21 protein-coding genes and 1 pseudogene are annotated in these 17,206 nt (G+C 70.0%); 10 read left to right on the plus strand and 12 right to left on the minus strand.

The genetic code is table 11. The annotated features are described in order from the left end of the window. The first annotated feature begins 5 nt into the window (after positions 1–5). Positions 6–1,049 carry a glycosyltransferase family 2 protein gene (locus KQ305_RS05455; RefSeq protein ID WP_259724413.1) on the plus strand — a complete coding sequence of 348 codons (1,044 nt, stop codon included), beginning with the start codon at positions 6–8 and terminating at the stop codon, positions 1,047–1,049. After that, a complete protein-coding gene (locus KQ305_RS05460; protein WP_259724414.1) occupies positions 1,046–2,194 on the plus strand; it encodes a glycosyltransferase family 9 protein in 1,149 nt (382 codons plus the stop codon). The genes KQ305_RS05455 and KQ305_RS05460 overlap by 4 nt, the downstream gene beginning before the upstream one ends. Positions 2,195–2,225: 31 nt before the next feature. On the opposite strand, the gene KQ305_RS05465 is transcribed toward KQ305_RS05460, so the two are convergent. Beyond that, positions 2,226–2,450: a hypothetical protein gene (locus KQ305_RS05465; protein WP_259724415.1), complete on the minus strand. Its 225-nt coding sequence runs from the start codon at positions 2,448–2,450 to the stop codon at positions 2,226–2,228. Positions 2,451–2,542: 92 nt separating this feature from the next. On the opposite strand from KQ305_RS05465, the gene KQ305_RS05470 reads away from it, so the two are divergent. Together KQ305_RS05470 and KQ305_RS05475 are read left to right on the plus strand one after the other, a co-directional pair. Next, positions 2,543–3,775 carry a 1-deoxy-D-xylulose-5-phosphate reductoisomerase gene (locus KQ305_RS05470; protein WP_259724416.1) on the plus strand — a complete coding sequence of 411 codons (1,233 nt, stop codon included), beginning with the start codon at positions 2,543–2,545 and terminating at the stop codon, positions 3,773–3,775. Continuing rightward, positions 3,772–4,122, plus strand: coding sequence for a ferredoxin (locus tag KQ305_RS05475; RefSeq protein WP_259724417.1), 351 nt, complete (start codon positions 3,772–3,774; stop codon positions 4,120–4,122). Before KQ305_RS05470 ends, KQ305_RS05475 begins: the two co-directional genes overlap by 4 nt. On the opposite strand, the gene KQ305_RS05480 is transcribed toward KQ305_RS05475, so the two are convergent. The 4 genes from KQ305_RS05480 to KQ305_RS05495 are packed head-to-tail and all read right to left on the minus strand — an operon-like array spanning position 4,097 to position 8,034. After that, positions 4,097–5,128 carry an alpha/beta fold hydrolase gene (locus tag KQ305_RS05480; RefSeq protein ID WP_259724418.1) on the minus strand — a complete coding sequence of 344 codons (1,032 nt, stop codon included), beginning with the start codon at positions 5,126–5,128 and terminating at the stop codon, positions 4,097–4,099. The two genes, KQ305_RS05475 and KQ305_RS05480, sit on opposite strands and share 26 nt — an antisense overlap. Before the next feature lie 16 nt (positions 5,129–5,144). After that, positions 5,145–6,575: an NAD(P)(+) transhydrogenase (Re/Si-specific) subunit beta gene (locus KQ305_RS05485; RefSeq protein ID WP_259724419.1), complete on the minus strand. Its 1,431-nt coding sequence runs from the start codon at positions 6,573–6,575 to the stop codon at positions 5,145–5,147. Continuing rightward, a complete protein-coding gene (locus KQ305_RS05490) occupies positions 6,572–6,865 on the minus strand; it encodes an NAD(P) transhydrogenase subunit alpha (protein WP_259724420.1) in 294 nt (97 codons plus the stop codon). The genes KQ305_RS05485 and KQ305_RS05490 overlap by 4 nt, the downstream gene beginning before the upstream one ends. After that, on the minus strand, positions 6,862–8,034 hold the full coding sequence (locus KQ305_RS05495; protein WP_259724421.1) for an NAD(P) transhydrogenase subunit alpha: 1,173 nt from the start codon (positions 8,032–8,034) through the stop codon (positions 6,862–6,864). The genes KQ305_RS05490 and KQ305_RS05495 overlap by 4 nt, the downstream gene beginning before the upstream one ends. Positions 8,035–8,159: 125 nt before the next feature. On the opposite strand from KQ305_RS05495, the gene KQ305_RS05500 reads away from it, so the two are divergent. Next, positions 8,160–9,659, plus strand: coding sequence for a DEAD/DEAH box helicase (locus tag KQ305_RS05500; RefSeq protein ID WP_259724422.1), 1,500 nt, complete (start codon positions 8,160–8,162; stop codon positions 9,657–9,659). Between the two features lie 198 nt (positions 9,660–9,857). Beyond that, complete coding sequence (locus KQ305_RS05505) at positions 9,858–10,070, plus strand: hypothetical protein (RefSeq protein ID WP_259724423.1); 213 nt, start codon at positions 9,858–9,860, stop codon at positions 10,068–10,070. 16 nt (positions 10,071–10,086) lie between these two features. Here KQ305_RS05505 and infA read toward each other — a convergent pair whose 3' ends face one another. Continuing rightward, positions 10,087–10,356 (minus strand): translation initiation factor IF-1, encoded by a 270-nt coding sequence (gene infA / locus KQ305_RS05510; RefSeq protein WP_015108791.1) that lies wholly within the window; start codon positions 10,354–10,356, stop codon positions 10,087–10,089. Positions 10,357–10,590: 234 nt separating this feature from the next. Here infA and KQ305_RS05515 point away from each other — a divergent pair, with 234 nt between their 5' ends. Further along, on the plus strand, positions 10,591–11,208 hold the full coding sequence (locus tag KQ305_RS05515; protein WP_259724424.1) for a pseudouridine synthase: 618 nt from the start codon (positions 10,591–10,593) through the stop codon (positions 11,206–11,208). Here KQ305_RS05515 and KQ305_RS05520 read toward each other — a convergent pair. The 4 genes from KQ305_RS05520 to KQ305_RS05535 are packed head-to-tail and all read right to left on the minus strand — an operon-like array spanning position 11,180 to position 13,761. Then, a complete protein-coding gene (locus tag KQ305_RS05520; protein WP_259724425.1) occupies positions 11,180–11,395 on the minus strand; it encodes a hypothetical protein in 216 nt (71 codons plus the stop codon). The two genes, KQ305_RS05515 and KQ305_RS05520, sit on opposite strands and share 29 nt — an antisense overlap. Positions 11,396–11,448: 53 nt before the next feature. After that, complete coding sequence (locus KQ305_RS05525; protein WP_259724426.1) at positions 11,449–12,411, minus strand: NAD(P)H-binding protein; 963 nt, start codon at positions 12,409–12,411, stop codon at positions 11,449–11,451. A gap of 58 nt (positions 12,412–12,469) precedes the next feature. Continuing rightward, positions 12,470–12,568 (minus strand): cytochrome b6-f complex subunit PetM, encoded by a 99-nt coding sequence (gene petM / locus KQ305_RS05530; protein WP_015108796.1) that lies wholly within the window; start codon positions 12,566–12,568, stop codon positions 12,470–12,472. Between the two features lie 26 nt (positions 12,569–12,594). After that, positions 12,595–13,761, minus strand: a complete 1,167-nt coding sequence (locus tag KQ305_RS05535) for a N2,N2-dimethylguanosine tRNA methyltransferase (RefSeq protein ID WP_259724427.1) — start codon at positions 13,759–13,761, stop codon at positions 12,595–12,597. A 25-nt stretch (positions 13,762–13,786) separates the two neighbouring features. On the opposite strand from KQ305_RS05535, the gene KQ305_RS05540 reads away from it, so the two are divergent. Together KQ305_RS05540 and ilvN are read left to right on the plus strand one after the other, a co-directional pair. Then, complete coding sequence (locus KQ305_RS05540; protein ID WP_259724428.1) at positions 13,787–14,746, plus strand: alpha/beta fold hydrolase; 960 nt, start codon at positions 13,787–13,789, stop codon at positions 14,744–14,746. Positions 14,747–14,832: 86 nt separating this feature from the next. Beyond that, positions 14,833–15,363, plus strand: a complete 531-nt coding sequence (gene ilvN / locus KQ305_RS05545; RefSeq protein WP_254949634.1) for an acetolactate synthase small subunit — start codon at positions 14,833–14,835, stop codon at positions 15,361–15,363. 28 nt (positions 15,364–15,391) lie between these two features. Here the strand turns inward: ilvN and KQ305_RS05550 are convergent, their stop codons facing one another. Together KQ305_RS05550 and KQ305_RS05555 are read right to left on the minus strand one after the other, a co-directional pair. After that, positions 15,392–16,123, minus strand: coding sequence for a peptidylprolyl isomerase (locus tag KQ305_RS05550; RefSeq protein WP_259724429.1), 732 nt, complete (start codon positions 16,121–16,123; stop codon positions 15,392–15,394). A gap of 1 nt (position 16,124) precedes the next feature. After that, on the minus strand, positions 16,125–16,691 hold the full coding sequence (locus tag KQ305_RS05555) for a photosystem I assembly protein Ycf4 (protein ID WP_259724430.1): 567 nt from the start codon (positions 16,689–16,691) through the stop codon (positions 16,125–16,127). Between the two features lie 153 nt (positions 16,692–16,844). On the opposite strand from KQ305_RS05555, the pseudogene KQ305_RS05560 reads away from it, so the two are divergent. Then, positions 16,845–17,206: pseudogene (locus tag KQ305_RS05560) on the plus strand (photosystem II D2 protein (photosystem q(a) protein)); the annotation flags it as partial.

Genomic DNA, 17,206 nt, shown 5'->3' on the forward strand with positions numbered 1-17,206 from the left:
CACCGGTGGCCCGCTTGGAACAGAACCGCTTCGCCCGTAACTACATCACCTGTCTTGAGAAGGGGGACCTCGCGGCAGCAAAGTCCCTCCTTTATCTCTGGACAAGGACCTATTTCTCCACGCTGCCGCCGTCCCCTTGCCGCGGCGACCTCACCAATCCGGACCTCTGGGGCTGCCTGGCCCAGTACGCCTCCCTCAGCGGCGATCGCACCCCGGTGGATGACTTCTGGCGGCATCTGGATGGCGTCTACCCCCGCACCTGCACGCCCTCGGCCATCCCCCTGCTGGGCGTTCCGGTCCTCAATCGTCCAGATCTTTTGCTGCGTCTGCTCGACAGCCTCGACCACCCCGTCGAGACCCTCGCCATCGTCGACAATAGCATCGCCTCCGGCCTCCCCGACAGTGCGGCCCTCGGCCGGCTGCTGGCCCAGCTGGAGCGAGAGCCCCCCTCCGGCATCGGCCAGGTGCGGGTGGCGAGGCCGTTCGCCAACCAGGGTGTCGCCTCCAGCTGGAACGCCATCCTCACGGCCTTTCCCGAAGCGCCCTTCGCCCTACTGGTCAACAACGACGTGGTCTTCGCCCCTGGCGTGCTGGCCCAGGTGATCGAGCGGGTCGATCCCTCCCTCCCCCAGTTCCTGCCGCTGCTGCCGGCCCCCCAGGAGTTCTCCGCCTTCGCCATCACACCGGCCGCCTGGGATCGGGTGGGCCTCTTCGATGCCAACTTCCACCCCGCCTACTGCGAAGACCTCGACTACACCGAGCGCCTGCGCGCCAGCGACGCCGTCGACTGGATCACACCGGACGACCTCCAGAGCCTGCAGTTGCGGGCCAACCCCACGGCCAGCGCCACCATCGCCAGTGACCCCCGGCTGGAGGCCTGCAACCGCACCACCTTCCTGCTCAACAGCCTCTGGCTGCACAGCCGGCGGCGGTTGGAACAGCCCCACCGTGGCACCTGGATGCGGCGCTGGCTGAGTCAGTGGGTGCTTGAGGCGGCCCTTCCCCCAACAGCCGATCCCGTCGGCCCCGTCTGCTCCGGGCAGCCATGAACACCCTGCCCCGCCTGATGCGCCGGTTCCAGGACCAGGACCTCGGCCCCCGGCCCCGGATCGTGGTGCTCGGGGCCCCCAAGCTGGGCAACTACGTGGTGCTGCAACCGCTGCTGCGGGGGCTGCGCCACAAGTATCCCGGTGCCCGCCTCACCTACGTGGGCAGCCACCGCACCCGGGAGCTGGAGCGTCTCAATCCCTGGATCGATGCCAGCCTGCCTCTGGCGGAACAGGGCCCGGCGGCCCTGCCTGCCCTGGCGCAGTGGCGGCGAACCCTGGGGGACCGGGGCCAGGGTGACGGGGTGGATCTGGTGATCAACGCCGACGGCCACGCCCCCCACACCTCTGCCTGGGCCCAGGCCCTGACCCCCCGTTTCGTGGTGGGAGCGGCGTCGATCCCCCCGGGCGACCACCCCCTGCAGGCCCTGGCCCTCGATCCCCACTGGGCCAGCCCCGCCCTGGTGCAGCGCTACGGCGGCTGGATCGCCAGCAACAGCATCCGCGAACTGCACTGCCGCGTTGCCTTTGTAGACACCGACTTCGAACGGGTGGAGCTCCCCTGGGAGCCCGCACCGGCGGGGCTGCCGCCGGTGCTGATCGCCGTGAACGGTGAGCGTGCCGCCAAGCTCTGGCCACTGCAGAACTGGCTGGCCCTGCTGGAGCGCCTGCGGCGCGAGATGGGCCTGGCGGCCGAGGCCATCGGCCTGATCGGCGGCCCTCCCCCCGCCGAACCGCGCCAGGACGGCGACCTGATCGAGCGGGCCTTGCTCGCCCGCGCCGGCCTCCGCGATCTGCGAGGGCGACTCAGTCTGCCGGTGCTGGTGGGGGCCCTGGCCCGCAGCCGGCTCTGCATCGCCGTCGATTCCGGCCCGCTGCATCTGGCCGCGGCCGCCGGTTGTCCCACCGTGGCTCTGTTCGGCACCGACGCCGAAGGGATCGGTGCCAGCCCCCGGGATCTCTGGGCCCCCAGGGCCGACCACGTCTGGATCAGCCGCAGCCAGCACCGCTGCAACGGCTGCCATCAGCTCCGCTTCGAGAACCCCGCCTGCCCGCTGGAGCAGCACGGCTGCATGGTCGGACTGCCGCCCGAGGCGGTGTGGCCCCTGGTGCAGCAGGCCTGGCACAGGACTGGGCCGCGTTCCTGAGGGACGGCCGGCGCAAGGGTGTGGCCGGCCATCACCCAGGGCGCTTGTCGGCCATCAGTTTTTCAATCTTGCGGATCCGCTGCAGGGTGGTCTGCCACACCTCCAGCTGGAAGGCCCGCTCGCGATCACCGGCCGCCACCGCGCCGCGGCACTCCTCCACCAGCACGTCGAGATCCTCGCGGCGCTCAAAGGCTTCCCAGAGCTGGCGCTCGATCCGGGCCCGCTCGATGAAGTTCCAGCGTTGCAACCAAGACATGAAAGCGGTTCGGTGTCGCCCCAGTTAAGCCAGCGCCGCCGGCGTCCGGAGATGGGACACTGGGACGCCATGAATCCTGCTGGGGCCAGCCTGTGAAAGCCATCGCCGTGCTGGGCTCCACCGGGTCGATCGGCACCCAGACCCTGGAGATCGCCGAGGAGTTCCCCGATCGCTTCCAGGTGGTGGCCCTCACCGCCGGACGCAACCTCGATCTGTTGGTGGAGCAGATCATTCGCCACCAACCGGAGGTGGTGGCCCTGGCCGAGGCCGACCGGGTCGCCGAGCTGGCCAGCCGCCTGGCAGCCCTGGAACCGGCCCGGCGTCCGGCCCGGCTGCCCGAGCTGGTGGGGGGATCCGAGGGCCTCTGCGCGGCGGCCGCCTGGTCCAGCGCCGACCTGGTGGTCACCGGCATCGTCGGGTGCGCCGGTTTGCTGCCCACCCTGGCGGCGATCCGGGCCGGCAAGGACCTGGCCCTGGCCAACAAGGAAACCCTGATCGCCGCCGGCCCGGTGGTGCTGCCCGAGCTCAAACGCAGCGGCAGCCGGCTCCTGCCCGCCGACTCCGAACACTCGGCCCTGTTCCAGTGCCTGCAGGGCACCCCCTGGGCGGACACCGCCCGCCTCTCCACCGGCGTGCCCACGCCCGGCCTGCGGCGGATCCAGCTCACCGCCTCCGGCGGCGCCTTCCGCGACTGGCCCGCCGCCGACCTGGCCAAGGCCACGGTGGCGGATGCCACCAGCCATCCCAACTGGAGCATGGGGCGCAAGATCACGGTGGATTCGGCCACCTTGATGAACAAGGGTCTGGAGGTGATCGAAGCCCACTACCTGTTCGGGCTCGACTACGACCACATCGAGATCGTCATCCACCCCCAGAGCATCATCCACTCGATGGTGGAGCTGGCCGATTCCTCGGTGCTGGCCCAACTCGGCTGGCCCGACATGAAACTTCCCCTCCTCTACTGCCTCAGCTGGCCGGAGCGGCTGGAGACCCCCTGGCGCCGCCTCGATCTCACCGCCGTGGGCCAGCTCACCTTCCGCGCCCCCGACCGCGAGAAATACCCCTGCATGGCGCTGGCCTACGCCGCCGGCCGAGCCGGCGGCACCATGCCGGCCGTGCTCAATGCCGCCAACGAGCAGGCCGTGGCCCTGTTCCTGGAAGAGGCGATCCCCTTCCTCGCCATCCCCGAGCTGATCGAGCGGGTCTGCGACCGCCACCGTGTCGACCACCACCGCGAACCCTCCCTTGACGACGTGCTGGCCGTGGATGGCTGGGCCCGCCAGGCCACCCGCGAGGCGGCCGCCCTGCAGGCGCTGCCGGCATGAGCGGCGTCCAGCACCACCTGCTGCTCTGCGCGACGCCCACCAAGGCGCTCTGTGGCGACCCGGCCATCGGAGCGGCCAGCTGGAACCGGCTCAAGCAGCTGGTTCGGGAGCTGGGACTGGAGGAGCCCGGCCGGCCCCAGGGCGTGGTGCTGCGCACCAAGGCTGATTGCCTGCGGGTCTGTTGCGACGGGCCGGTGCTGCTGATCTGGCCGGAGGGCCTCACCTACGGCGGCGTCACTCCCGAGCGGATCGAGCGGATCGTGCATCAACACGTGATTGGGGGTGAGCCGATCGAGGAATGGATCGTGCGGCGCACCCCCTTCAGCCACCCCCTTGCCCCCGGCTGAGGCGCCGCAACCAGGCCACCACCAGCCGATCAGCCCAGCAGGCCGGCCCATCACCGGGGGCATGGAAGCCGTTGTGGCCGCCCTGGGGCGTGATCACGACCGTGGGGACCGCTCCCGCGCCGGCCCCATCCTGGCCGGGGAGCGCGGCCGCCAGCTGCCGCAGCGGGCCCACCGGCACCCAGGGGTCGTCGCCGGCATGGAGCAGCAGGGTGGGGGGCAGGGGCCGGCCATCGAGCAGGGAAGCCAGGGGACTGGCGGCGGCGTAGTAGGCGGCCACCGAGGCGAAACCCCAGCGTGGTGCGGTGATGGCCGCATCGAAGGCCCGGATCGTGCGGGCCCGCTGCGGCCCGAGCAGCGCCTGGCGTTCCGCCTCCTTGAGCCCCCCCGGATCAGCCAGGGTCTGCTCCCGCAGACGCTCCATCAGCCAGCGCTGGTACACCCGGTTGCGACGGCGCTCGAACTGGACAGCACAGACCCCCAGATCAAGGGGACTGCTGACGCAGACCAGGCCATCGAACCCCAGGCCGCCCAGGCCCGCATTGAGCAGCACCGTGCCCCCCAGGGAAATGCCGGCGCCGAAGAGGGGCAGGTCAGGGGCCAGCTGTCGGGCCCAGGCCACGGCAGGGCGGAGATCGTCGTTGCAGAGGGCGCAGTAGGTGCCCCGGGCGAGGGGCCGGCCGCGCCCTGCCCCCCGCAGGTTGAGGCGCAGCACGGCGAAGCCGTCGGCGGCCAGGGCCAGGGCCAGGCGCCGCGGGCCGGGGCCGTCGCTGGAGCCCCCCAGACCATGCAGCACCAGCACCAGGCCGAGCGGCTCTCCGCGATCGGGACGATCCAGCAGAGCCACCAGCTGGTCGCCGTCCGCCAGGGGGATCTGCAGCGGCTGGGCACGATCAGGGGGGAACCGCAGGGGCCGCAGGGTGTCCCGCAGGGTCTGGAGATCGCCGCCAATCCAGGGGGAACGCTGGCGGAAGGGGGGCAGGCCGAGATGGTGGGGAAGTTGGCTCAAGACCCCGGCCCCTCCCTCAGGCCGTCACCTTCGTCTTGCCCACGCCCATGGAGCGAAGCTCGCTCAGCAGGCCGTTGAGCACTGCCTTGGCATCGCCGAAGACCATGGCGGTCTGGGGCATCTCGAACAGGGCGTTGTTGATGCCGGCATAGCCGGCCCCCAGGCTGCGCTTGACGACGAACACCTGACGGGCCTGATCCACCTCCAGCACGGGCATGCCGTACAGGGGGCTGGTGGGGTCGTTCTTGGCCTGGGGGTTCACCACGTCGTTGGCCCCCAGCACGATCACCACATCGGTGCGGGGGAACTCAGGATTGACCAGGTCCATCTCCAGCATCTGCTCGTAGGGCACGTCGGCTTCGGCCAGCAGCACGTTCATGTGGCCGGGCATGCGGCCCGCCACCGGATGGATGGCGTAGCTCACGTCCACCCCATGGCTCTCGAGCAGCTTGGCCAGCTCCCGCAGGGAATGCTGGGCCTGGGCCACCGCCAGGCCGTAGCCCGGCACGAACACCACCCGCTCGGCCTGCTCCAGGGCCATGGCGCATTCCTCGGCACTGCAGCTGGTGATGCGGGTGTAGCCCGCCTCGCTGCCGCCACCGCCCACGGCGCCGGCACTGGCCCCGAGGGCACCGCCGAAGAGCACCGACACCAGGGAACGGTTCATGGCGGTGCACATCACCTGGGTGAGGATCAGGCCCGCCGCGCCCACCATGGCGCCGGCCACGATCAGCAGCTGGCTGCCCACCACGAAGCCCGCCGCCGCCGCCGCCACCCCGGAATAGGAGTTGAGCAGGGAGATGACCACCGGCATGTCGGCCCCGCCGATGGGCAGGGTGACACCGATGCCCAGCAGGGTGGAGCCGCCCATCAGCAGCCACAGGGGCAGCCCTCCCGGATCGCCGGGAAGCAGCACGGCCGACACCAGGCAGAGCACCGCCAACGAGATGTTGACGCCGTGGCGCAGGCGGCTCTGGGTCCAGCCGGGGGTGTCCAGCCAGCCCTGGAGCTTGGCCATGGCCACGATCGAGCCACTGAAGGTGATCGCCCCGACGAACACCGACACGGCGATCGACACCAGGGCGACGATGTCGGACTTGCCCCCATCAAACAGGGCCACACCCATGGCCACCAGCAGCGAGGCCATGCCGCCGCAGCCGTTGAACAGCGCCACGGTTTCCGGCATGGCGGTCATCGGCACCCGGCGGGCTGTGACCAGGCCGGCGAGGCCACCGGCGGCGCTGCCGGCGGCGATCCAGAGCCAGGCGATCGGATCGGGCCGGATCTCGATCAGCAGCCCCACCACGGCCAGACCCATGGCCAGGGCGGCCAGGGCGTTGGCCCCCCGGGCGGAGCTCACCTTCGAGAGGCCCTTGATGCCAAGGGCCAGCAGGAGTACGGCCGCCAGATCGATGGCCGCGGTAAAAGCCTCCATGGAGAACGTCATCGGCTGTCACCCTTGCGGCGGAACATGGCGAGCATGCGATCGGTGACGAGGAAGCCGCCGATCACGTTGTAGAGCGCGAAGCCAAGGGAAAGGGCTCCGATCACCAGCAGGGCCGTGTTGTCTCCGGCCTGCTGGATGAGGGTGAGGGACGCCAACACTGTGATGCCGCTGATGGCGTTGGCCCCCGACATCAGCGGGGTATGCAGGGTGGGGGGCACCTTGCCGATCAATTCCAGCCCCAGCAGGCTGCCCAGCAGGAGCACCCAGAGGGACTGCGTCAGAGGGCTCATGAACGGGCTCCGATGGGGGACAGGCCGGCGGGTTCGACGATGTCGGCGCGGCGACAGGCGCCGGCATGGGTCAGCAGACAGCCCTCCAGGATCGGATCCTCCGGATCCAGCTGGATGCCGTCCTCGCCGAGCACGTGCTCAACCAGGGTGGCGATGTTGCGGGCGTACAGGGCGCTGGCGTGGTTGGGCACGGTGCTGGGCAGGGTGTCGGCCCCGATCAGCAGCACGCCCCGGCGCTCCACCGTGGCTCCAGGGATCGTGCCGAAGCAGTTGCCCCCCTGGGCCACGGCCAGATCCACCACCACCGCGCCCGGCCGCATGCCGTCGAGCATGTCCTCGCTGATCAGGCGGGGAGCGGGTCGGCCGGGCACCAGGGCGGTGCAGATCACCATGTCGGCCAGGGCCAGCTGGTCAGCCAGCTGCTGGCGTTGCGCAGAGAGGAAGGCCTCACTGGCCTGGCGGGCATAGCCGCCCACCTCGGCGGGGGCCTCCTCCAGCTGGGGAGGATCGATGAAGCGGCCCCCGAGGGATTCCACCTGCTCCTTGACCGCCGGCCGCACATCCGAGACGTACACCACACCGCCCAGACGGCGAGCGGTGGCCAGCGCCTGCAGCCCGGCCACGCCGGCCCCCAGGATCAGCACCCGGGAGGGCTGGATCGTGCCTGCCGCGGTCATCAGCATCGGCACGTAGCGATCGAGGGCGGCGGCCGCCAGCAGCACCGCCTTGTAGCCCGCGATGTTGGCCTGGGAGGAGAGCACGTCCATCGACTGGGCCCGGGTGATCCGTGGCAGCAGCTCAAGGGCGATGGCGGAGGTCCGCCGGCCGTTCAGCGTCTCGACCAGGGCGGTGGCGCCGTAGGGGGCCAGCAGGCCCACCAGCAGGGATCCATCGCGCAGGCGGACCAGATCCTCGGTCCGGGGGGGCTGCACACAGAGCACCCCATCCACCGCCCCCCAGGCCCCGGCGTCCCCGTCCCACAGTTCGGCGCCCACGGCGGCGTAGTCGGCGTCGAGGAAGCCGGCCGCCTGACCCGCCCCCCGCTCCACCTGCAGGGTTGCCCCCTTGGCCACCAGCCGCCTAACCGTTTCGGGAGTCGCGGCCACCCTCCGCTCACCGGGAGCCGTCTCCCTGGGAATCAGCAATTTGACCAACGCGGGGCCACACACACTCCTTCCGCGATAGACAGCCCCGCCCGTGACGGCAAGCAACCGGACGCCAATGTGCGGACACGCCCACCGGGCCCAGGTGGGGTGCAGCGGCGAATCCCTCGCCGGCCCAGCAGAATCGGTGCATGGCGCCACCGTCCTTCGATCTGGGTCTGCGCCGCCATGCCGGTCTGCCGGGAGGGGCGGGCCTGGCGGAAGTCCCCTGCGCCGGCCGCGGACCCGAGCCCCGGGCCTGGCAACGCCGACTGATTCAGTTGCTGCGGGCCCGGCTGGTCTCAGCGAGCCCCGGGGGCCAGGACGTGCTCCTGCACGCCGGTCCAGGCGCCGGCAAAACCCTGGGCGCCCTGCTCGCCTTCCAGCAACTGCAACGGGAAGGACGGTTGGAGCGGTTCGTGGTCTTCTGCCATCGCAGCGCCATCGCCCGCCAGTGGATCGGCGCCGCCGCCCGCGTCGGCCTGGTCCTGCAGGAGTGGGAAGCCCCGGGGGGACCAACCTCGGCGGCTTCCAGCCAGGGCCTGCTGCTCAGCTACCAGGCAGCTGCCTTGCACCGCCTGCGCCTGGAGCGGGAACTGGCCGGCCATCTCCACGGCAAGCGCTGGCTGGCGATCGGCGACGAAGTGCACCACCTGGGCCTCGATCCGCTCGAACCGGAGGCCACGGCGTGGGGGCACGCCTTCAGCAGTCTCAGCGGCGGTGCCCAGCTGCGCCTGGGGCTGACCGGCACGCCCTTCCGCGCCGACAACCTGGGCTTCTGTTCCGGCCGCCGGATTCGGATGCACGACCAGGACGGCCCGGCCGAGCGCATCATTCCCGACCTCTGCGTCGAGCCCCGTGCCCTGATCGCCGCCGGCGATGTGCGGCCCCTGGAATTCCGCTTCCAGGATGGCTGGGTGGAACACGGGCGCCCGGAGGACGGGCAGGACACCGAGACCTCCCCCCTGTCGGCGGAGCAGCGGGAGAGCTGGCGGGCCCGCAACCTGCGTCGGGCCATCCTCCCCGGGGATCGGGGCGGGATCGCCCTGCGGTTGCTGCTCCAGGCCCGCCGCCGCCTGGAACGGGTCCGACTGGAGCATCCGGGGGCCGGCGGTCTGGTGGTGGCCCGCGACATCCACCATGCCGGCCGCATCGCCGACCTGCTGACCCAGGAAGGGGACCGGGTGCACCTGGTCCACTCCCAGGATCCGGAGGCTGCCCAGCACCTGGCGGCGTTCCAGGCCGGGGAGGCGGACTGGCTTGTCAGCATCGACATGTGCGCCGAAGGTTTCGACGCCCCCCGGCTACGGGTGGTGGCCTACCTGACCACCGTGGTCACCCGCAGCCGCTTCGTTCAGGCGATCACCAGGGCCGTGCGCATGGACGGGGATCGCTCCGGTCTGGAAACCATCCCCCGCCGTCCGTCCTATGTGTTCGCCCCGGCCGATCCCCTGCTGATCAGCTACGCCCGGGGCTGGACCGTGAGCGAGCCGTACGTGATCCGGACGCGCCCGACGCCGACGACGCCCGGCGCAGCCACCTCCCCGGCAAGCGACCAACGCCTTCCCCTGCAGGCCCTGGCAGACGATGCCGGGCGGATGCTCAGCGTCAGCGGGCCCGAGTTGCCCTCGTTTGAGCGCCGATTGGCTTAAAATCAGCTGCATTTGGCTTGTAGCAGGCGATTTTCCTGCGACGATGTGACAACCAACACCGTCGAGGCGCCCAGCAGCCGCCAACGTGGGCACCACAGGACATCCACCGAGATCACCCCGATGGACCGGCCAAGAGACGATTCCAGCGATCAACACGGTCGTTCCGATGGGGTGCTTGATGCCGCTGTTCATCGTCGCGTGACCGTTGCGGTCTGCTGGGCTCTGGCCCGCAGGGCCGCCCTGGATGGCCGCGAACTGTTCGAAGACAGCTACGCCATCAACGAGGAGTTCCGTGAGTGGCTGCTCACATTGGAAGACCATCCCGAATTGCTTCAGGCCAATGTGTTGATGGTGCCCAGGGACATCCATCTCGGACCCCGTCCCGAGACCGACGGCCTGCTCGAGATCTGATTCGTCAAGAGCCGCCTCAGCGGCGCCTGGGGCCACCAGGACGGTTGCCACCTGGGCGGGGGCCGGTGGCTCCGGCGTTGCGCTCCCGGTAAGTGATGCGTCCCCGGGTCAGGTCATAGGGGCTGATCTCGACAAGCACCTTGTCGCCAGCCAGCAGCTTGATCCGGAACTTGGTGAGCTTGCCCGCTGCCCGGCAGAGGCACTGGTGACCGGCAGGTTGCTCGAGGGTGACGAGATAGAACCCGTTGCCTTGCTCCTTTTCGATCACACCGGACGTTTCGATCATGCGGGAAGGGTGGCCAGAGAAAACAACAGGGTTTCAGCTTAAGCGCCGGCCATGCCCGCTCCAAAGCGCACCACACGCTGGGAAGACCAGAGCGATAGGGTCAGCCGACCGAGCGCCCCAGGCCCCACCCCATGATCCTTCCTCCCATCTCGATGGATCTGGGCCTGCTGCTGATCTCGATCGGCGTTGTGAACCTTTGGCGGGCACGGGAAAGCTCCTGATCCTGCTGGGGCAGTGACCACCACCCTGCTGCTCCACAAGCCCTATGGGGTCCTCAGCCAGTTCCGTCGGGAACCCGGCAGCCCCTGGGGCACCCTGGCAGAGCTGATCGATCAGCCAGGTGTCTACGCCGCCGGCCGCCTGGACGCGGACAGCGAAGGGCTGCTGGTCCTCACCGACGATGGGCGACTGCAGGCCAGGCTCACCGACCCGGCGCGGGGTCATTGGCGGCGGTATCTGGTGCAGGTGGAGGGTGTCATCACTGCAGCGGCCCTCGGCACCCTGAGCCAAGGGGTGATGGTGCAAGGCCGCAGAACCCTGCCGGCCCGGGCCCGAGCCGTGGAAGACCCGGCCCTGCCGGAGCGGGATCCACCCATCCGCCACCGCCTGCGGGTGCCTACCGACTGGCTGGAACTGGAGTTGCGCGAAGGGCGGAACCGGCAGGTGCGCCGCATGACAGCCGCAGTGGGCCTGCCCACCCTGCGGCTGCTGCGCACGGCGATCGACCTGATGGATGGCGGCCAGCCCCTGGGTCTGGCGGGACTGGAACCGGGCGCCTGGCGCCCCGTGAACGCCGAGGAGAGCAAACGTCTGCAGGCGCTGCTCAGACCAGGGCGTCCTTCAGTTCCCTGACCGTCTGAAGCTGACCGTAGTAATAATTCGCCCGGGCGCGGCGATCGGGATCCTCAAGCGTGTCGAAGGCATCGAAGCCCAGTGAGGCCCAGAGCTCATGGCCGCAGGCCCGGGTGAGCTCGGCGATGGCCTCGTCCTCCAGGTTGGCCAGACGACGCTGGAGGTTCTTGATCTGGGAAATCGCCATGACCGCTGACAGACCGCGTCAATAGTACACACGAACTGGCGGATGGTGGCGCTTCAGAAGGGAAGCTTTTTCTTGGCTTCCTTATCGAGGTCGGACTCCATCTCCCGCAAGCGCCGCAGGATCGTGTCGTAATACTCCTTGAGGTAATCCTCCAACAGGGTGGTCTCGGCCGGATCCAGGCCGAAGGCGGCGTAGCTGTCCTCCATCGGCGCGGTGAGGGGCACGCCTCCCCCCACCACCTCGGCGAAAGCAAGGCGCTCGGCCACGTTGAGGCTGGCTTCGAAGAACCCCGTCACCGACTGCATCAGCCGCAGCAACACCGGCGGCACCCGAAACACCCGCGCTTCGCGGCCGCTGTAGCGCTCGCAGAGCTGGGTGATCTCCCCGGTGATCCAGGCCCGGGGACCCACGACCGGAAACGCCTGTCGGATGGTGTCCGGCCGCTCCAGGGCCGCCACGGCGAAGCGGGCCACGTCCTGGGTGTTCATGTAGGCGATCGGCGTCGGGGCCCCACTCACCCAGACGGTCTGGCTCTCGAGCACGGGGATGGCGAACTGGCTGATCAGGCCCTGCATGAAGGCGACACATCGCAGGATCGTGTAGTCGAGGTCGGAGGCCTCAAGCCACTCCTCGGTGCAGGCCTTGATGTCCATCAGCGGCACACTGCGGTGCTTGGCCGCCTCGAGCAAGGAGACGAACACCAACCGGCTCAAGCCGGCCCGGCGACAGGCGGCGAACAGGTTCTGCTTGCCGTCCCAGTCGATCTCATAGGCACTGCCACCGTCTGTGGCCCGGGCGGTGGCGGCATCGATCACCGCCTCCTGGCCCTCAAGGGCGTAATCGAGGCTGGCGGGCTCCAGCAGGTCACCGCGGGTGAGATCACAGCCCCATTCCTGAAGAAAGGCGGCCTTGCGCGGTGAGCGCACCACGCAGCGAACGGTATGGCCGGCGTCGAGGGCACGACGGGCGATCTGGCGACCGAGGGTTCCTGTTCCACCGATGACCAGAACCTTCATGGACCCCTGCAAGGGAAGGAGATTGAGCCTAGAGGTGCGTTCGTCCCCGGCGCGCAGGTCAGTCGTTCAGGAGCTTGAGCAGCAGGGCGCCTCCCGCAAGTCCGACGGGGATCAGCACCCAGAAGATGGCGGCGGTGCCGAAAATTTCAGAGGCCATGGCCCGGACAAGGGGGAACGGCCTACCTATCTAGCAGCCGTCGTGGCCACCAGCCCGCGGGTCGTGGCCAGGATCAAGGGCCAGGGGGCCTCGCTGCGCAGCTGGCCGGCCGTCACCCCGCTCGCCGCCGTGGCGAAACCCTCCGCCGTCAGTGCCGCCACCAGCTGCGCCAGCGGCGGGGGCCCCTGACCGAGATGGCGGGCAATCACGTCCACGGGCCAGCAGCGGGGTGTCGCAGCCGGATCGTGTCGGAGTCGCTCCAGCAGCCGCCGACCCGGCCGCTCCAAATGGGCGCCACCCCCCTCGGCCAGCTGCAGCATCGCCATGAGCGTGGCGGGATCCTGAAGGGGGCCGATCCAGATCGGGCCGCTGACCGCCAGGGCCGGCCCATCGCCCGATGGAGCCCCGGAGCAACCGCAGGGCCGCCAGCGTCCAAGGCGAAGCAGGCTCTGCACCTGCTGATCGCCGCAGCCATGGCAATGGGCCACCAGGCCCAGTTGCCCTTCCTCCCCACGCGCGGGATGCCGCTCCAGACGAATGGCCGTGCGGAACGCCCGTCCTTCGCTGAAGCTCAGCAGCGGGGTCAGCCCTCGCCCCATCGCCCAGGCGGTACGGGCCTGCAACCCCAGCTGGAGGCGCAGGGCGATCTCCCAGCTGGCGGGGTGGGCGCGGGCAGCGGCACCGAAACGGCGCACGGCGGCGCGGCGGTCATGGCCCGTGGCCGAACGTCCGTCCGTGCTGGCCAGATAGAGCACGCCGCCGAAGGCCACCGCCTCGAGGGCCAGGGGAACCAGGGCGGCCGGACAGCCGAAGGCATCCAGATCCACCAGTTCGAAGCGGCGCCCCTCCACCAGGCAGCCCGCCAGCAGCTGCTGGGCCGTGGCGGTGCTCAATTGCCGTTCCACGGCCGCCGGCAGCCTGGCCAGATTGCGCTCCAGCAGGGGCAGGCGGTCCGGGTCGGCGTCGTTGGCCCACACCGCCGTGGCGCCGCCCTCCAGGCCGTAGCGGAGGGCCCGGATGCCGCAGCCCGCCATGCCATCCAGCACCTGCACCGGCCCGTCTGTGCCGGCGGCGGCCAGGGTCCGCGCCAGCAGGACGCCGAAGTCCCTGGCTGGCCTGGAGGCAGGTCGGAAGAAACCGCCACCGGTCTCCACGACGGCCTCCCCTTCGCAATAGTGAGGGGGTTCGCTCAAAGTCGGGTCCTTGCCGCAACCATCGGTGTCGTCCGCCGACCCCCAGCCTGCCCCCGGGGAGACCGCGCCGCAGCAGGGAGCCGACTGGGGGGACCACGCCCAGTGGGACTGGCGCGGCCACGGCTGCCACTGGCGCCGCCTGGGCCCCCCCGACGGGCCGGCGCTGGTGCTGTTGCACGGCTTCGGGGCCGCCAGCGGCCACTGGCGCCGCAACGCCGGTCCCCTGGCGGCAGCGGGCTGGTGCGTCTACGGCCTCGACCTGATCGGCTTCGGCGCCTCCAGCCAGCCGGGTCTGGATCGCCATCAGGCCCTGGACAACCGCCTCTGGTCGAGGCAGGTGCAGGCCTTCCTGGCGGAGGTGGTCCAGACGCCGGCCGTGCTGGTGGGCCATTCCCTTGGTGGCCTGGTGGCCCTGACCTGCAGCGTCTACTTCCCGCAATGGGTGCGGGCTGTGGTGGCGGCTCCCCTCCCCGATCCCAGCCTGCTGATGGCCGGGCGCCGGCCTCCTCGGCGCCCCCCCTGGCGACGCCGGCTGAAGCGTGGGGTGGTTCACGTCCTGCTGCGACTCCTGCCCCTGGAGCTGGTGGTGCCCCTGCTGGCCCACTCCCCCCTGCTCGACCTCGGCATCCAGTCGGCTTATCACCACCCGGTGATCGGTGACCAGGAGCTGCGTCGGCTGATCGCCCGGCCTGCCCGACGCCCCGGGGCGGTGCGGGCCCTGAGGGCCATGAGCATCGGCATGGGACTGCGGCCGTACCGGGCCACCGCCGTGTCGCTGCTGCAGCGGCTGGGGCGGCCCACCCTGCTGGTCTGGGGCGCCCAGGATCGGCTGGTGCCGGTGGAGGTCTCCCAGCAGTGCCTGCGGTTACGCGCGGACCTCGACCTGCACGTGGTCCCCTCGTGCGGCCACTGCCCCCACGATGAGGCCCCCGACGCCTTTCATGGCGCGGTGCTCAGCTGGCTGGAGCGGCTGCAGACGGGCTGACTGGTAGGGATCTCTGGCGCGTACCTTTGGGGAGACGATTCCGGTTTCCCCCCGGTTCCCCGCCGCACCCCGCTCACGAGCCCGACATGAAGCACACCCTTTCGGTGCTGGTGGAAGACGAATCGGGTGCCCTGAGCCGCATCTCCGGTCTGTTCGCCCGGCGGGGCTTCAACATCGAGAGCCTGGCGGTGGGCCCGGCGGAACACCGGGGCATGTCTCGGCTCACCATGGTGGTCGAAGGGGACGACCGCACCCTTGAGCAGATGACCAAACAGCTCAACAAACTGATCAACGTGCTGGGTGTGATCGATCTCTCCACCATTCCCGCCGTGGAGAGGGAGCTGATGCTTCTGAAGGTGGCGGCCCCGGCGGAGAATCGCGGCGCCATTTTCGATCTGGTGCAGGTCTTCCGGGCCAAGGTGGTGGACGTGGCCGACGACGCCCTGACGCTGGAAGTGGTGGGGGATCCGGGCAAGCTGGTGGCCCTGGAGCGCCTGCTCGAGGCCTACGGGATCCTGGAGATCGCCCGCACGGGCAAGGTGGCCCTGGAGCGGGCCTCGGGGGTGAACACCGAGCTGCTCAAGGCCACCGTCTCCGACAAGCGCGTCCCTGCCTGAGCAGACGCGCGATCCTCCTGAAAGGGCCTCAGGGCTTCTTCTTCTGCACCAGGGTTCCCCCTTCGATCACCCTGGCCTTGATCAGCTTGTCCCCCTGCTGGATCCGGTCGATCACGTCCATCCCCTTGGTCACCCGACCGAACACCGCATAGCGGCCATCCAGCTCAGGCAGCGCCTGCAGGGCCACATAGAACTGGGAGCTGGCTGAATTGGGGTCGCTCGAACGGGCCATGGCGATGGCGCCGCGCTCGTGGCTGAGGGCCAGCTGGCGCGTGGCTGTCGGGGTGGTGATCTCTTCTCCATAGCGGGGTTCCTGGGAGCCGTTGAGCTTGAGTTCCAGTGGAAGGCGTCGGGACTCGCCACTGGCGGGGTCCACGAAACCGCCTGAGCCGTAGTCACTGGCGGGAACCTTGGGATCGGCGCTGCTGGGGTCGCCGCCCTGCACCACGAAGGGCACCGGCTCCCGCACCACCCGGTGAAACACGGTGCCGTTGTAGACCCCGCGCCGGACGAGATCGACGAAGTTGCCCGCCGTAAGGGGGGCCGCCGCACCGTCCAGGCGCAGCTCCACCGGTCCCTTGCTGGTGTCCATGGCCACCACGGCCGTGCCCTGCAGGCAGGGGGTGCTGGCCGCCTCACATCCCAGGGGCCGGTTGCCGGTGTCGGCGGCGCAGGCCGCCAGACCAAGGGGCGTCAGGCCGAGAAGCGCCAGGAGCAGCAGCCGCCAGCCCAGGGCCGCAGGGTTCGTGCGGAATCGCATCTCAGAGGCCCTCCAGAGGAACGCCAAGAAAGCGGGCCAGGCGGGCACCCGCCAGTTCCAGATCCGCCAGGGGCATCGGTTCACCCACACGGGTCAGGGGCATGTCCCGACGACCCTGCACCCGCAGGGCCAGACGTCGCTGGGGGCTGAGGCCATCGCGCACCTCCACCTTCACCGCCTGGATCTCCCGCAAGGGAATCACCACTTCAATCAGCTGGCGGAAGCCGCGACGGCTGATGCGGGCCTCGCCAGACCCGCGATCGAAACGGTTGAGGCCTGACCCCACATCGATGCCGATGACCAGCCAGAGGTAGGTGGCCAGCAACAGCGCCGCCACCCCATAGAGCCCCATCACCAGACCCTGGGGCACCCAGACCAAGGCTGCGGGGTGGCCGATGGGCAGCAGATCGCGGCCGAAGCGGCTGGAGGCGCTGGTGAGCACGAAACCAAGGCCACCGATGCTGACGGCGGCCGCCACCAGCAGGTTGGAAAGACGGCGGGAGCCGAGCACCGGTTGCTCCAACACCTGCTCGTCGGCCGAAGGGGAAGCGACGCCGGGCGAAGCCATACGCGACGAAAGGGCAATGGCCCGCCATCCTGCCGCGAAGCGTGCCGGAGGCGTCAGTTTCAGCCCGTGTCGCCTGGCACGGGGGGCGGATCAACGTTGTTACCATCCCCCGGTAACCCACAGCCCTGCGGGTCATCCGCACCGCTTTCACCCATGACGATCGCCCTAGGGCGTGCACCGGCCACCCGTGGATGGTTCGACGTCCTCGACGACTGGCTCAAGCGCGACCGCTTCGTTTTCGTTGGGTGGTCCGGTCTGCTGCTGTTCCCCACGGCCTATCTGGCCCTGGGCGGCTGGCTCACCGGCACCACCTTCGCCACCTCCTGGTACACCCACGGCATTGCCAGCAGCTACCTGGAAGGTTGCAACTTCCTCACCGCTGCCGTCAGCACTCCGGCGGATGCCATGGGCCACAGCCTGCTGCTGCTCTGGGGCCCGGAAGCCCAGGGTGACTTCGTGCGCTGGATCCAGCTCGGTGGCCTCTGGCCGTTCGTGGCCCTGCACGGCGCCTTCGC

It is taken from the genome of Synechococcus sp. CS-1332 (assembly GCF_025127995.1).
Classification (GTDB): Bacteria; Cyanobacteriota; Cyanobacteriia; order PCC-6307; family Cyanobiaceae; genus Cyanobium.